The sequence below is a fragment of the Algoriphagus alkaliphilus genome (assembly GCF_900103735.1).
GTDB lineage: Bacteria > Bacteroidota > Bacteroidia > Cytophagales > Cyclobacteriaceae > Algoriphagus > Algoriphagus alkaliphilus.
The window spans coordinates 1-13,302 of sequence record NZ_FMXE01000003.1; the positions used below are offsets into that span (position 1 = coordinate 1).

Here is a 13,302-nt window from a genome sequence, read left to right on the forward strand (position 1 = left end):
CCAAATCTGGACCGCTTTGATCACCATCTTACTGCTCAAGGTCATGAAAGCTACGGCTAAATTTGGGTGGCACCTGTCCAATCTGGTCGCATTTATCCGACTGAATATCTTTGTCAAAATTGAACTCCAAAAATGGCTCGACAAACCCTTTGAAAACCATGAAAAACCACCTGCAAAAAGCCTACAGGGGGTTCTGTTTCCAGATTTCTACAAAAAATAGTCTCAACAAAAGAAAAACCCATAACTTCAACAATCCCTAAGATTGTTTAGGACAGCATTGATCGAATATGATTTGCAATAGCGATTACAGGTGAATTTTATAAGAAGTGGATTTTTATATATTAGGATAAAAGTTACTTTAGAATCTAAATTACTTTGATTTCTAGCGTCTATGCCCTTTCAGTTCATAATTTCCATGATTTTGTTGGTTAGTCCAATTGCAAATAGTAACCATAGTGTTGTTCCAAATTTGGTTTTTAACTTCGCGGAATTTGTTCCTTCAGATAGGATTTCGGTGAGGGAATCAAATACCGAATTACAAGTCACTGTCGGGGAGAAAATTTTTGTTTTTGGAAAAGCAAGAGGAACATTGGACAAGGTGAAAGTGGGAATGCATGTATTGCATTTCTCCCAAGTGCCTAATAATGAAGGTAATTGGAGTACGTTTACTAACGTAAATTGGAAAAAATTAAAGGACGGCTCGATTCAAATCCAATCTTCTTATAGACCTTGGCCTCATGTCTTAACTTGGACAGTCTTGGAAAATGGACAATTGAAGATGGTAGCCTCTGCTCCGCCGTCTGACTTTTCGGATTTGGGATGGTTGGGCTTGGGGTTTAACTATCCTGACCAAATGCTCTATCAGGTTTCTTGGAATTCAGCAGGGGCTGGTTTTGGTCAATGGAAAAATCAGAATTTTACACCCATGTCAAGTCCAGAAATAGCGATTCAGTCAGAGGATCCCGGATTTTTTCAACCATTTCAGACCGCTAAGCTGGAATTTGAATCCGTGACAATTGATGTGAGTACCGAAACAGCCGGCTTATTTTTAGGTCTTGGCCAATCTCACTTCGGTAATTCCACCTTGCCTTTTCTAAAATCAGATTTGGCATTCTTATTTAATAGGCCTGAAACCCAGCCTGCCAAAGAACCTCAAACTCCTTCAGCACTCGGATCAACACATCAGAGAGTTTTTTCAAGCCCCCTTGTACTTTGGTTTCATTTTCAATAAGTTTAATCTTCACCGTCCTAACCTACTATGAGACCTTTTTTCTTTTTTGCTCTTTTCTTGTTTTCCACTGTCAGTTTATCACAAACCACCCTAAAAACTCCATGGACTGACTTGGTAAATCTTGAGAATCCCCATCCGGAGTATCCAGAGCCCCAATTGCTACGGCAAGCATGGCAAAGTTTAAATGGGTCATGGGATTTTGCGATTTTGCCAAAAGGCAGCAGTCCTGAGACAGGATTTGCAGGGAAAATCACTGTTCCGTTTCCTGTAGAGTCCTATCTTTCAGGGGTTCAGCTCACGGTGGGATCAGAAAATGAACTTTGGTACGAACGACGTTTTGATTTGCAGTTGAGTCCCAAAGGAAAGCGGATAATTCTAAAGTTTGGCGCGGTGGATTGGGAGGCTGAAGTCTGGGTTAACGAAAAAAATGTAGGAAAGCATCAAGGAGGATTTGATTCTTTCAGTTTTGATATCACTGATTTTTTGGTAAAAGGGAAATCGCAAAAAATTCGGGTGAGGGTTTGGGATCCAAGCGATGCCGGACCTCAGCCAAGAGGAAAGCAAGTTAAAGAACCAAAAGGAATTTGGTATACTCCGGTAACAGGCATTTGGCAAAGTGTTTACATCCTTGAGGTGCCCTCAACACATGTTTCCTCAATCTATTCAACTACAGATTGGGAAAATTCAGCGCAGATATTCTATCCTGAAATCACCAATCCAAAGCCGGGTCAGGAAGTTGAGGTAACCTTATTGGACGGAGGTAAGCTTGTGTCAAGCTTCAAAGCCCAGGCCAATAAACCGCTGCCTGTTCGCCTTCAAAATCCAAAAACATGGTCGCCTGATTCTCCATTTCTATATGAGGTTAGTATTAAAGTACTGGAAGGAAAAAAGATTGTCGATCAGGTTACCTCCTATGCAGCATACCGAGACATAAGAATGGGGAAAGACGAAAATGGACACCAACGAATGTTCCTAAATGGGAAAGCTCTTTTTCAATATGGAACTTTAGATCAAGGCTGGTGGCCAGACGGATTGTACACGGCCCCGACAGATGAAGCGCTCCTTTTTGATATCCAAAAAACGAAGGAAATGGGCTTCAATATGATCAGAAAGCATGTAAAAGTAGAGCCAGCCCGCTGGTATTACCATGCTGATCGGCTGGGAATGCTTGTTTGGCAAGATATGCCAAGTGGCGATATGGGCAACCGTTGGGAAATCCGACCCGGAGTGATCCGTGAGGGAATGAATAAAAAGCGAACCGCAGAATCTGAGGAAATCTTCAAAACTGAATGGAAAGAAATTATCAATGAATTTCGGTTTTTTCCATGCATAGTTGCTTGGGTTCCATTTAACGAGGCTTGGGGACAGTTTAAAACAACAGAAATCACCCAAATGACCCGAGAACTTGATCCCAGTCGCTTGATCAATTCTGCGAGTGGTGGAAACTTCGAAATGGAAGGCACAAAAGTGGTTGGAGATATCATGGATTTGCACAATTATCCGGACCCGGTGATGCCGGATCCCAGAATTTTTGGAGAGAAAAATATTTTGGTTTTAGGAGAATATGGAGGCTTGGGATTGCCAATCGAAGGGCATACTTGGCAGATCAAGGATAATTGGGGCTATCAGAGTTTCACTTCAAAAGAAGAGTTGAAGGCACGCTACATGATTTTGCTGGAAGATATGGCTGAATTAATACCAAAGGGTCTCGCTGCTGCCATTTATACCCAAACCACAGATGTGGAAGTTGAAACCAATGGGCTCATGACTTATGATCGGAAGGTTATAAAAATCGCACTAGAGGAGTTGAGAAAGGCCCACGAAAAACTGTACAAATAAAGACCACTTTGGAGAGGCCGATAGAGGTCTTTTAAAAAAAAAGCTTTGGCCGCAAGGCAATTTGGGGAAGATTAGAGCAGTATTTAGAGTTTATCAGCTTCCAAAATTTTGGACTACCATAAAGTAGGGCATATTGTAAAAGCTTTTTTCGAGGTAAAGTCTTGCGCCACAACCGAGTGAGGTAAAGTTGGGATTGAGGATGTTTTGGCGATGTCCCGGTGAATTCATCCAAAGTTTCACCACTTCTTTTGCAAAGGAAATGTAGGTGTGAGGAGGGATTTTTTCACGCTTGGAAGTAAGTGCATAAGTAAATTCTCCGGAAGGATAGGGGGGATTTACCTTTCGTCCACTCTGGTACTGTAACCCATAAGTTGAGCAAATATTTTCTCCATAATATTTTGGATTTAATCCTTCCAAGTGAAATCGATCCTGCACTGTTCTTTTGATACGTATACTGCTAGTATGAGAGTAAAAGCCATATTTGACCATATCCTGGGCGTGTCCGGCAGCGACATTTTCGATTTTGGATTGAAATTCAAAAGGCTTAAGATTAGCCTTTTTTCGTTCTTCGTTGGTGACATAGAAAATTGCTGCCTGGAGCAGATCAAAGTTTACTTTTTTGAAATCAATCACTTCGTAGAGCGATTCTAAGCGGTAAAAAGTGCTCTCATTATAAACTTTATAGGATTCAGGAGTCCATGTCTGAGCCTGTGCAATAAAAGAGAGCAAAGAAAAACTCAAAATCAGCGGTGTTTTCATCTGTTTATAATTTGATTTTTATTGGTCAGATGGAATCTCGCAAGTTTGATAACCATTCCAGTGTGGGTCGCCTCCGACAAGCTTGATTTCATCGTATCAGTTTCTTAGCATTAGGACGAAGATGAAGTCCGTTTATTTTTAAAAACTGAAAATATTTTTATTTGAAATAAGAAGGTCAATTTTGATTTCTTGAAATCGACCACTTTCAAAAAAAACTATTTTTTGATTGTGAATGTGAATTCTGTCCCTACACCCACCTGTGATTTTAAGGTGATTTCTCCTTCTAAAAATTCCACTGCCTTCTTCACGATTGAAAGACCAATACCCGTACCGTCAAAATCCTTTCTGCCATGTAGTCGTCGGAAAAATATCCTGCATTGCCCCGACCACTCTGGTGACATTTCCTAAGTCATCTCTTATAAATATGGCCTTATCCAGTACGATAGCATAGGTGCCATCACTTTTGAGAAAACGGTACTCTTCCAGCCAGTTTTTTTTCGATGACTTTGGATCGATGTAAAGCTGGATTAATCTGAAAATTCTGTTACGGTCATCCGGATGGATTAAACTGAGCAGAAATTCAAAGCTTGGTTCGATTTTGCTCGGATTGTAGCCAAAAAGAGATAAAAAGCCTTCTCCCCAATAGAGGCTATTTTTCTTTCTATCGTAATCCCAAATCGCATCACTTGTGGCTTGTGTTACGATTTGATAACGCTCGATATGTTGAGCTGTGGATTTGCGACTTTCTACTAGTTCACTGATATTTTGGCCAGTACCAAAGATGCAAATCTCATCCTGATAAAAAAACCGTGAAACTGAAAAGAAAAAGGGAGTCTTCTTACCTGTTTTAGAAAGTATTTCCAATTCAAGGTCTGTAGCCCCTTCATCTATTACTTTTTTGATATGATATTTGATGGTGAGATTATTCTCGCCTGCAAAAAATGATTCAGGTGACATCTTTGTAATTTCATCCGATGAATATTCCGATTCCTTTTCCAGTTGATGGTTCCAAAGCAGGAGTTTTCCTTCTGTATTGAATTGAAAGAATACACTTGGTAATTACTGGATAAGCGACTGATTGAGGTTGATTTCATCTTTAAGCGCTTGACTAATTTGCCTTTCTTTGGTGATTTCGACCATTAAGCCCTGCAATTTGTAAGGCTTTCCCTTCCTTGAGATTACTTTTACCCGATCATTGAACCAGATAATTTTGCCGTCTTTTGCCAAAAACCGATAATCAATGGCATGATCTTTTATTTTTTGTGTTTCGTTATGGCAAGTTTGAATAGAATACTGGCGGTCTGCTGGATAAATATGATTCTTCCAAAAGTCTTTGGTTGCAAGCCACTCCTTTGAAGAATAGCCTTTGATTCGCTTAACTTGTGGACTGACATAGGTGAATTCAAAAGTGTTAGCATCAGCTTCCCAAAAAATCCCGTCTAAATTTTCAATTAAAGACCGATTTTTCTTTTTAACTGTTTTGAGTTTTTCTTTTGTTTGGACGTACTCTGTGATGTTTTGAAATACACCAATCAATTTTTTCTGACCGCTTTTTTCTTCAGAAATAAGTTTGCCTTTGGAATTTACCAATATTATTTCTCCGTCTTTCTTGATCAGTCTTTTCTTGATGTTGTATTCTTGGTTTTGAGAAATAACCTCCTGCATATGAAAAATTGCTTCATCCCTGTCATCTTCATGAATGATAGAAACCGCTGTGTCAAAGTTTACTTCAAACTCCTGAGGTTCATATCCCAACATTCGAAAAACATTGTCAGACCACTGGGTGGTATCGGTGTCCAAATTATACTTCCATGTTCCAGAGTTCGTCAGTGACTCAAATTGCTCGAGTGGCAGATGATAGGAAGCCCGGAATTGAAATTTTTATTATCTTCCTCCATACTGTTAAGTTTTTGGTAGAACGCAACATTTTGAAATAGACGGAAGAGCTGCAAGGCCCTCCGTCTTATTTGTTTTGAACTATTCAAAGATGAAATTTATTGGAAGAAATTTTATCTCGGATGCCAGTAATTTTGAATGAAAAGCTATTTAACTGTCCAAAGATGATTGGAATATATGTGTATCCGCACTGATGCACGTGGACTAGATTTGGGGTATTTTGTATGCGGATACACGTCCACAGACGACTGTCAACAGTCCACAGCACATTCAATTGGAACTTAATTCTACCTTTATTTGGGTACGTGCAGCTAACCGAATACACATATTGGAATAAGCAAGTACTGGTTTTAAATGCCTTGAAATGTAAATTAAATCCCTTTTTTGGATCCGAGTAAAGGTTTTTGATTTGGAGATAATCGTGGGAAATATCCACACTATTGGAAAAAAAAATCCCCAAAAGAAAAAAAATAAGAACAATTAATTACTCGAACGAAAAACAAAAAAGCGGAGATAAACCTCCGCTTTTCGATTAATTATTTTGTGGAATCGTAAGCAGCATTCGTATAACTTCTCTTGGAGTGCAGGCTTTTCCGAGCATTTCATCTTGGATACACACCTGAAGGTTGTATTCTAATTCGAATATCAAGCCGTTTATAAAAACGGGGTCCATGTTCAGTTGCTGAACGAAATGGTCGTTTTTACGCTGACCTGAAAGTGAGATTCCGTAGGAGTGAAATACTTCTACGGCTTTTTTAAGTTGTGTGAAATGTTGGCTCATGTGATCAAATTTTAGGAGGTAATGATTTATACATCACCGGAGTGACGATTCTTGAAAGTAAAGTGGAACTGATCAATCCTCCAATCAACACGATAGCAAGTGGAGATATCAGCGGATTGGTACTTAATGCAATGGGAATTAAACCTCCAATCGCCGTAATAGTTGTCAAAACAATCGGCAAAAATCGAATTTCTCCGGCTTCCCGAATTGCCGCGTCTAGTTGTTTTCCTTCCAATCGCAACTGATTGGTGAAGTCAACCAGCAAAATGGAAGTTTTCACTTCTATGCCTGCTAACGCAATCAGTCCTATAATTGCTACAAAGGACAAAGAGTTTCCGATAATCCAAAGTGCTGTCAAGGCTCCAACCATTCCAAGCGGAATTACAGAAAGTACGATAATGGTGCTTTTGAACGTTTTGAACAGAAATATTAATACGGCGATGAAGAGGAATACCGTGATAATTATCACGGTGTTAAATCCGGCAAAGGATTCTTGACGGCTCTCATATTCTCCCCCCATTTTGTAAGAATACCCGACAGGAAGACTAACTGCGTCCATTTTTTTCATGACTTCAGAAATCACCCGGTCGGAAAGAAAACTTTGATCCACGAAAGTTGAAACAGATACTGACCGGACTTTGTCGAAGTGATCAATGGTCAAGATGCTGCTTTCCAGTTCCAAAGTGGCGATTTGAGAAAGTGGTACTCGTACTCCCGTGCCAAGTTGATTGGTGATGTATACACCATCCAGATTAGCTAATGTTGCTTTTTCAGCCCTTGAGGAGGTTAAGAGAATGTTGCGCTTTTGCCCTATTGGATCGGTGAAAGACCCGAGGTTCAATCCCGTCAGTGCAAGCCTTACTGTTCGGTCGATATCCACAATATTGATCCCAGCTGCCTTGCTTTTTCTTTTTGAATGGCAACACGGACATCTGTTTTTAAATTTGACACCGGGTTATTAACGTAGATTGTTCCCTGAGTTTCCTTGATAAAATGCGGTGATCAGATCGATATTTTCCGGCAATTCACTTTTAACTTTAGCGATGGCTAATTGATACTTTTCCTGCACTGTGGAAATGTTGTTGCCTTCTTTGAGTGCCGCAGTCACAAAAATTGACCGATAGCCATTCAGACGGGTGATGTGTTTCGTTTCCTCAAAATCATTTTTCACATCGGCGACATCTTTCAGCTGGATAGTTTTACCATGTCTCGAAAAGACTATGGTCTCACTGATTTCTTCGGCAGAGGTGTAATTCCCGCTGGTTTTTACATTGAAGGTTTTGCTTCCGGCCTCTACCTGACCCCCCGGAATATTGCTCAATTCACTTTGGATACTCCCAATAATGGCATTCAGTGGAATGTTCATTTCGGCAATTTTATCCAGTTTGAGATCTACTCTTACGATTTGATCAGGGAGGCCAAACAGTGCCACTTTTTTCAATTCGGTGATTTTCTCCAATTCTTCCTGAAGTCTTTCGCCGTATTTTTTTAAGAGGTCTCGGGAGGCGTTTTCGCTTATTAAGGCGATCTGAAGAATATTGACATCTGAAGGACGGGCTTTATTGATCCTGATGGAAAATATATCCTCCGGATGATCCGGGCGAAGCGTATTTACCTTCCGGACAAGTTCCTGGTATTTTTCATTGACATCCTCGTTATGATAGAGCAATTTTTTTTAGAGTCTATCCAGAATTTTATAGAATTCTTCAAGTCCATCGGCCACAATGTTCTCCTGACGATGGGGCAGTACTACTTCGCATCGCTTCCTGATATTCAAAGAAACCAGTCCATGAACTGTAGCCCAGATCATGTAAGACAGTGCCTCGGGTTCGTGACCTTTGAAATGGCCCGCTTCCATACAGTTGTCTATTGTCATTCGGAGGTAATTAAATGTTCCTCCGAATTCTTTCCAATGATCATGTTCAGAATTGAAAACATGATCTAAAGGCGCTTCCTTGATAAACATAAGATCATACATATCAGGGTTTTTCCATAGCGAATCTTATATAAATACTTCCCATGGCTTTCAATCGCTCCATTGGGTTTCTCACGGAAGCCAACACCTGCATTTTTTCCATTAATTGAAGAAATCCTCCCTGATGCAATGCGTGAAAAATCTCGTTTTTGTCCCTAAAATAGTGGTAGATTATTCCCGGGCTGTACTCGATTCGGTCTGCAATATTTCGGATTGAGGTCTTTTCGACACCTTTCTCAAGAAATAGTGATTTGGCGGCAACCAAAATCCGTTCTCTCAACCCCTCTTTGTCCCGCTCTTTTCGATCTGTGATCCCCATACAATTTTATTGAACAATCAACTTTAATTGAACACTGTTTAAATTTTAAAATATTTTTAAAATTATTTTAACCGAAAAAGATTTGATCTAATCGAATCCAGAACAGCAGGATCGGAGGTTATTTGCCAATTGAGGCTTTGGTAGGTTGTGCTTGCGTCATTTCCATGATGAAAAAACATAAGACCTTTGACGCTTGGATATTTTTCTTCAAAACCACGAAATGCATCAGCATACCATTTGGATCGATCTCCTCCTACTGCAAGAGAACCAAATTCAGATATTAAAATTGGTTTCTTGAAGGCTTCCAAACTCGGATAATGATTTCCGAAAATCTCTTCAAATGTCCACCATTGACTCCAAGGTGCTACTGTTCCATAATTCAATGTTCCTGTTCCTGTCCAGTCCACCCAATCTGAACCTGGGTAGAAGGCATCAAATTCACCATAGGCGAGATGTGGGGCCCATACCCAAACGATATTGGTTGCTTTCTCACGGCGAAAAAGCTCCACGACATGTTTCCAGGCTGCTACAAAATCGCTCGGCTCGTTATTTTGCGGTCCCCAAGGATAGCGGTATGGGTCATTCATTTCATGGCCCATCCTCAACAATAGTGTGACTCCGGAGTTTCTGGCTTCGATAGCCCACTGCCTGAGGTAGTTGTCATACTTTCCGTCCACAATTCTTTTAAGCCCGTTTTTATTCGGATCCTGAGTGGCAGTCAAATCGGAATTTTCTCCCTCCGTGAAGTCATTAAGCCAGGGTTCCCAGGTAATCACAGGTATGGAACCCAATGCTGAAATAGATCTTACCTTTTCAATGGGGAATTTCTGTTCTCTTTTGCTACCCCATGCAGTATAAATTTGGATCAGTGGAAAAGTGGTTTTTAATGAATCTTCCAGATCTACGATGGGTTGCAGTGAAATGTCGGATCTGTTATCATAAGCCCCCAGGAGAATTCCTTTGATGTTCTTAAGTGAATCAACATTTCTCAAAGCAGGAGCCAGCCAACTTAGTCGCTGAGCCCTTGATACCGTTCTCCTCTTTAGAATATAATCTCCTTCCAAATTATGGACGGATTTATTCAGGGAATTGAAAAAATCCTGAACCGGTCCAGTGGATTTGTCACCAAAGAACGCTAATCCAGAAACCAAAGCCACACCTATTGCAATTGCTCCTAAAACCAATATCAGTCTATAAATTATTTTTTTCATTGTGTGGGTTGGGATGGATCTTTGGCAGAAATAGATTCAATTTTGACGTCTTCCCATGGGGAAGTCACTTTAAGCCGTCCTGATTCCCAGACTGCATACAGCGAGAAAATTGCCATAAGGAATGGAATAAATGCAAAGAATAACATTCCATAGGTAATTTCGGTACTTGCTAGAATCTGAACCTCAGAAAGAATGTATATACGCTGATAAATAATCCAGCCAAGCGTAATAAAAAAGAGGAAAATCTGAATCAACAAAGGCTTGGCAAAAGGGGAGATTTTGGTAATGACCGCTTGCTTTGCGGTGGGGATATAGGGGATTTTTTTGTCCAAGATTGAAAGAATAAATCCCAAAAGGAACACTGGCCAGCAGGCAAATTTCATCACCATACCTCGCCAATGTAGGCCACTTTCGTGACTTGGATGACAAAGCCACTGCTGTACTTGCAGGTAAATAGCGAGAGAAATCAAGGCAATAGGAAAGCCGAATTTGAGGAATTCCATAAAGTACATTTGAGCCGGTAGCAGTCCTGTCCAGAAAAACAGGAAAGGAATAAGGAGATAGATCAGAGTGGTAAATCCCTCCAGATAATACGTGCCGATGGTCAGGTAGGAGAGTTTCTGCCAAATGCTGAGTTTGGCCCAAAGCTTGGGGACTTCATCAAAAAGTACTTCATGGACTCCTCTGGCCCATTTGAGCTGCTGCTTACAGAAGGAACCAAAATCCTCAGGCACCAAACCACGAGCTACAATGGCCGGGTGATATACGGATTTCCATCCTTGTGCATGAATTCGGATTGCTGTCACCAGATCTTCTGCCAAACCGGTCCCATGGCCTCCCGCTGATTCCAGTGCTTTCCTCCGAAAGGTGCAATTGGCTCCGATGGCCACTGCACAATTGTAACCGGACATTCCCATCTGTGTCGGCCCGTAGAAGGTGTATGTTTGTTCTGCTGCCGCTGCTGCGGTAAAAGAGCGATATTGGTTGTAATAGCCTTGGGAAACTTGTACATAGCCTACTGTAGGATCTGAAAAAAAGCCCAAAACCTCATCGAGAAAATTTGAAAAGGGGATGTGATCAGGATCTAACACCAAAATAAATTCTTCTTCAGTTTTGGCTAGTGCTGCATTGATTTTTCCGGCTTTGGCACCGGGGATTCCCACCAACTCGAGCCAGACTGCCCCATGCTTTTCCGCCACTTTCCTGAAGGCAGGATCCTGGGTATCGTCAAGCAGGTAAGTGGTATGTGGGTAACTGATTTTTGCACAGGCTTCCAGGGTTTTTTCAAACATGGAGAGTGGCTCGCCCGGACTGCTTGTCGTGAAAATGGCAACACTTAGGCCCTCTGGCGCGGGTATTTTCTCAGGCCGTCTAAGTCCCAGGTAATTGATCCAAATTAGTATCAGACGGAGCATTCCATACCATAATACCATGGAAAGGATGATGAAAAGTCCAAAATTCCCGATATGTTCTTCCCTGAACCACCAGTCTCCAAATCTGATAATAGAAATCAAACCAGCTATGATTAATCCGCCAAGGAGGAACTTTTGGGATTTCTTCACGCGTGCAGCCCGTCGATAGATCCAAAGATCTTTGGAGGATTTATTGATCATTCCAGATTCTAAAGTTGTAATTCAGATTTATTGAATTGCTATCAAAGAATATGGTTTTTTGATAGGCATAGGTCAACAGGAGGGCTGATTTGGGACTTATTTCCCAATTTAAAACAGCATTAAAATCCAAAGGAATATAAGACGTTTCCACCAAAACGAGACTAATATCTTTATTTGAAATTGGAGCATTTGGATTCATGCCAGTCGAGCCAAAAAAAATCATGTTGGGATTGTCAATTTTTGCTGAAAACCCATAGTTACCCGTAAGGCTTAAGGCGATATTTTCGGAAAAGTTGATGGCGACTTTCCCCAAGGCTCCATGGACTTGTTGGTTTATAGGAGTGAAGTAGGGGGTGTACAATCCGGGAATGACAGCTCCAATTTCGGTGTTTTTCGGGGTATTTCGGATCGGTAGCTCCTCGGAAAATCTGACCTCTTTGGAATTGGAAAAATTCAAGGAATAGCCAAAATCAATTCGAAAAGCCGCTTGTTTCAGAATTGGCACTAATAACCATGCACCTAAGGTATTCACCGTATTTTGGTCTTCGAAAATAGTGTTTTGCCATGAAATTTTCCCTGTCCAGCTATTTCCAGTTTCCCTTCCAAAACTTGTCCGAAAAGACATAGGAATGATCGGATCTACAAGACTTGCTAAGGTGAAGAAATAAGCTTCCTGATCAGCTGAGAGACTCAATTCAAGATTTTTAGGAATTTTTTGGCGAAACTCTGCTCCGTAAGTAAATGAGAAACCTTCCCATACCGATGATTTTGCCATTCCACCCCTGAGAAGCAGTGAAGTATTGGTCTTTGGAATGCTGAATTTATTCGTAGCCTGTGCGATTTGTAAAGCTATCCCTGAGCTATAAGATCTGAATTCTGCTGAAAAACCCGGTTGAAAAATTGCTGATTGGTAAAAATTCCCGGTTGTGGAGAGATTAACAAATTGAAGGGGCTGGGAATCTGAAAAATAACCACTTCCTACGCTCAAATAGGGAGAGGTGCCTGTTCTGATCTCTTTTTTCAGTGTGTTTGCCAGCTCATTGTCAGGAAACGGAATTAAAATTTCATCGAGGTAATCATAAGACTTTTTTGGGGAACCGCCTTTCCAATAATTTAGCTCGGCTAATTTCTGATTGGTTTCAGGCTCATGCGGATTGATTTTCAAGCTTTCCTTTAGAATTTCCTGAGATTCATTCCAATCATTCAATTCATACAGAATTCTGCCATAGTCCAACCTTGCCCAGTAGAGATTAGGGTAAGTTTTCAGACTATTTCTAAAGTATGCTCTCATCGCATTGAAGTCTTTGCTCCAATACAGGGCCTGTCCCTTGACGCGGATCAGATTTTCTTCTCCGGGATGCGCTTTTTCGAGAGTTTCTAGAAGTTCTAATGCAGTTCGGATATCGCCCTGATTCAATTTGGACCTTGCCATGTCCAATGAATCATAGAAACCCTGAGATTGACCAATTGCCACAGAAATAAAAAAGCTGAATTGAAATACACCCAAAATAAGCCAAAGGCTAGCGATGCGTTTTCCAAATAGGAATCGTGCAATCTTCATTTGAACAATTTTAGGAAAATATGAATTGGGTGAAATTCAGTCCAATTATACTTGTTAAAGTTCAATTTTGGGTTATTCCCATTTTTCAAACTCAAAAAAAGAAGCTGTCTCATAAGG

14 protein-coding genes and 2 pseudogenes are annotated in these 13,302 nt (G+C 40.8%); 3 read left to right on the forward strand and 13 right to left on the reverse strand.

Features of this window, described 5'->3' with window-relative positions; all coding sequences use genetic code 11:
• From BLQ81_RS01525 to BLQ81_RS01535, 3 genes and pseudogenes are all read left to right on the forward strand, one after another.
• Window positions 1-220: pseudogene (locus BLQ81_RS01525) on the forward strand (IS4 family transposase); the annotation flags it as partial.
• A 294-nt stretch (window positions 221-514) separates the two neighbouring features.
• Entirely contained in the window at window positions 515-1,231 is a 717-nt protein-coding gene (locus BLQ81_RS01530) for a hypothetical protein (RefSeq protein ID WP_139183541.1), read from the forward strand.
• 27 nt (window positions 1,232-1,258) lie between these two features.
• Window positions 1,259-3,070 (forward strand): glycoside hydrolase family 2 protein, encoded by a 1,812-nt coding sequence (locus BLQ81_RS01535; RefSeq protein ID WP_092728201.1) that lies wholly within the window; start codon window positions 1,259-1,261, stop codon window positions 3,068-3,070.
• A 93-nt stretch (window positions 3,071-3,163) separates the two neighbouring features.
• Here the strand turns inward: BLQ81_RS01535 and BLQ81_RS01540 are convergent, their stop codons facing one another.
• From BLQ81_RS01540 to BLQ81_RS01585, 13 genes and pseudogenes are all read right to left on the reverse strand, one after another.
• A complete protein-coding gene (locus BLQ81_RS01540) occupies window positions 3,164-3,829 on the reverse strand; it encodes a CAP domain-containing protein (RefSeq protein WP_092728202.1) in 666 nt (221 codons plus the stop codon).
• Between the two features lie 215 nt (window positions 3,830-4,044).
• Window positions 4,045-4,230 carry an ATP-binding protein gene (locus BLQ81_RS23065; RefSeq protein ID WP_092728203.1) on the reverse strand — a complete coding sequence of 62 codons (186 nt, stop codon included), beginning with the start codon at window positions 4,228-4,230 and terminating at the stop codon, window positions 4,045-4,047.
• Window positions 4,163-4,591, reverse strand: a complete 429-nt coding sequence (locus BLQ81_RS22890) for a PAS domain-containing protein (RefSeq protein ID WP_262481035.1) — start codon at window positions 4,589-4,591, stop codon at window positions 4,163-4,165. The genes BLQ81_RS23065 and BLQ81_RS22890 overlap by 68 nt, the downstream gene beginning before the upstream one ends.
• Window positions 4,580-4,861, reverse strand: a pseudogene (locus tag BLQ81_RS22895) (PAS domain S-box protein); the annotation flags it as partial. The pseudogene BLQ81_RS22895 and the gene BLQ81_RS22890, both read right to left, overlap by 12 nt.
• A 27-nt stretch (window positions 4,862-4,888) precedes the next feature.
• Window positions 4,889-5,683: a PAS domain-containing protein gene (locus BLQ81_RS01555; protein WP_317042012.1), complete on the reverse strand. Its 795-nt coding sequence runs from the start codon at window positions 5,681-5,683 to the stop codon at window positions 4,889-4,891.
• Between the two features lie 574 nt (window positions 5,684-6,257).
• A complete protein-coding gene (locus BLQ81_RS01560) occupies window positions 6,258-6,506 on the reverse strand; it encodes an acyl carrier protein (RefSeq protein ID WP_092728206.1) in 249 nt (82 codons plus the stop codon).
• 4 nt (window positions 6,507-6,510) lie between these two features.
• Window positions 6,511-7,386 carry an efflux RND transporter permease subunit gene (locus BLQ81_RS22570; RefSeq protein WP_245693124.1) on the reverse strand — a complete coding sequence of 292 codons (876 nt, stop codon included), beginning with the start codon at window positions 7,384-7,386 and terminating at the stop codon, window positions 6,511-6,513.
• Between the two features lie 78 nt (window positions 7,387-7,464).
• Window positions 7,465-8,175 carry an efflux RND transporter permease subunit gene (locus BLQ81_RS22575; protein WP_245693125.1) on the reverse strand — a complete coding sequence of 237 codons (711 nt, stop codon included), beginning with the start codon at window positions 8,173-8,175 and terminating at the stop codon, window positions 7,465-7,467.
• 6 nt (window positions 8,176-8,181) lie between these two features.
• Window positions 8,182-8,484 (reverse strand): WHG domain-containing protein, encoded by a 303-nt coding sequence (locus BLQ81_RS22580; RefSeq protein WP_245693126.1) that lies wholly within the window; start codon window positions 8,482-8,484, stop codon window positions 8,182-8,184.
• Window position 8,485: 1 nt separating this feature from the next.
• The gene (locus BLQ81_RS22585; RefSeq protein WP_245693127.1) at window positions 8,486-8,800 is read right to left on the reverse strand and encodes a TetR/AcrR family transcriptional regulator; all 315 of its coding nucleotides are present in this window, start codon (window positions 8,798-8,800) and stop codon (window positions 8,486-8,488) included.
• Between the two features lie 62 nt (window positions 8,801-8,862).
• Window positions 8,863-10,011 (reverse strand): glycoside hydrolase family 26 protein, encoded by a 1,149-nt coding sequence (locus BLQ81_RS01575; protein WP_092728207.1) that lies wholly within the window; start codon window positions 10,009-10,011, stop codon window positions 8,863-8,865.
• The gene (locus BLQ81_RS01580) at window positions 10,008-11,624 is read right to left on the reverse strand and encodes a glycosyltransferase family 2 protein (protein WP_092728208.1); all 1,617 of its coding nucleotides are present in this window, start codon (window positions 11,622-11,624) and stop codon (window positions 10,008-10,010) included. The genes BLQ81_RS01575 and BLQ81_RS01580 overlap by 4 nt, the downstream gene beginning before the upstream one ends.
• Entirely contained in the window at window positions 11,614-13,185 is a 1,572-nt protein-coding gene (locus BLQ81_RS01585) for a tetratricopeptide repeat protein (RefSeq protein WP_092728209.1), read from the reverse strand. The genes BLQ81_RS01580 and BLQ81_RS01585 overlap by 11 nt, the downstream gene beginning before the upstream one ends.
• Between the last annotated feature and the right edge of the window lie 117 nt (window positions 13,186-13,302).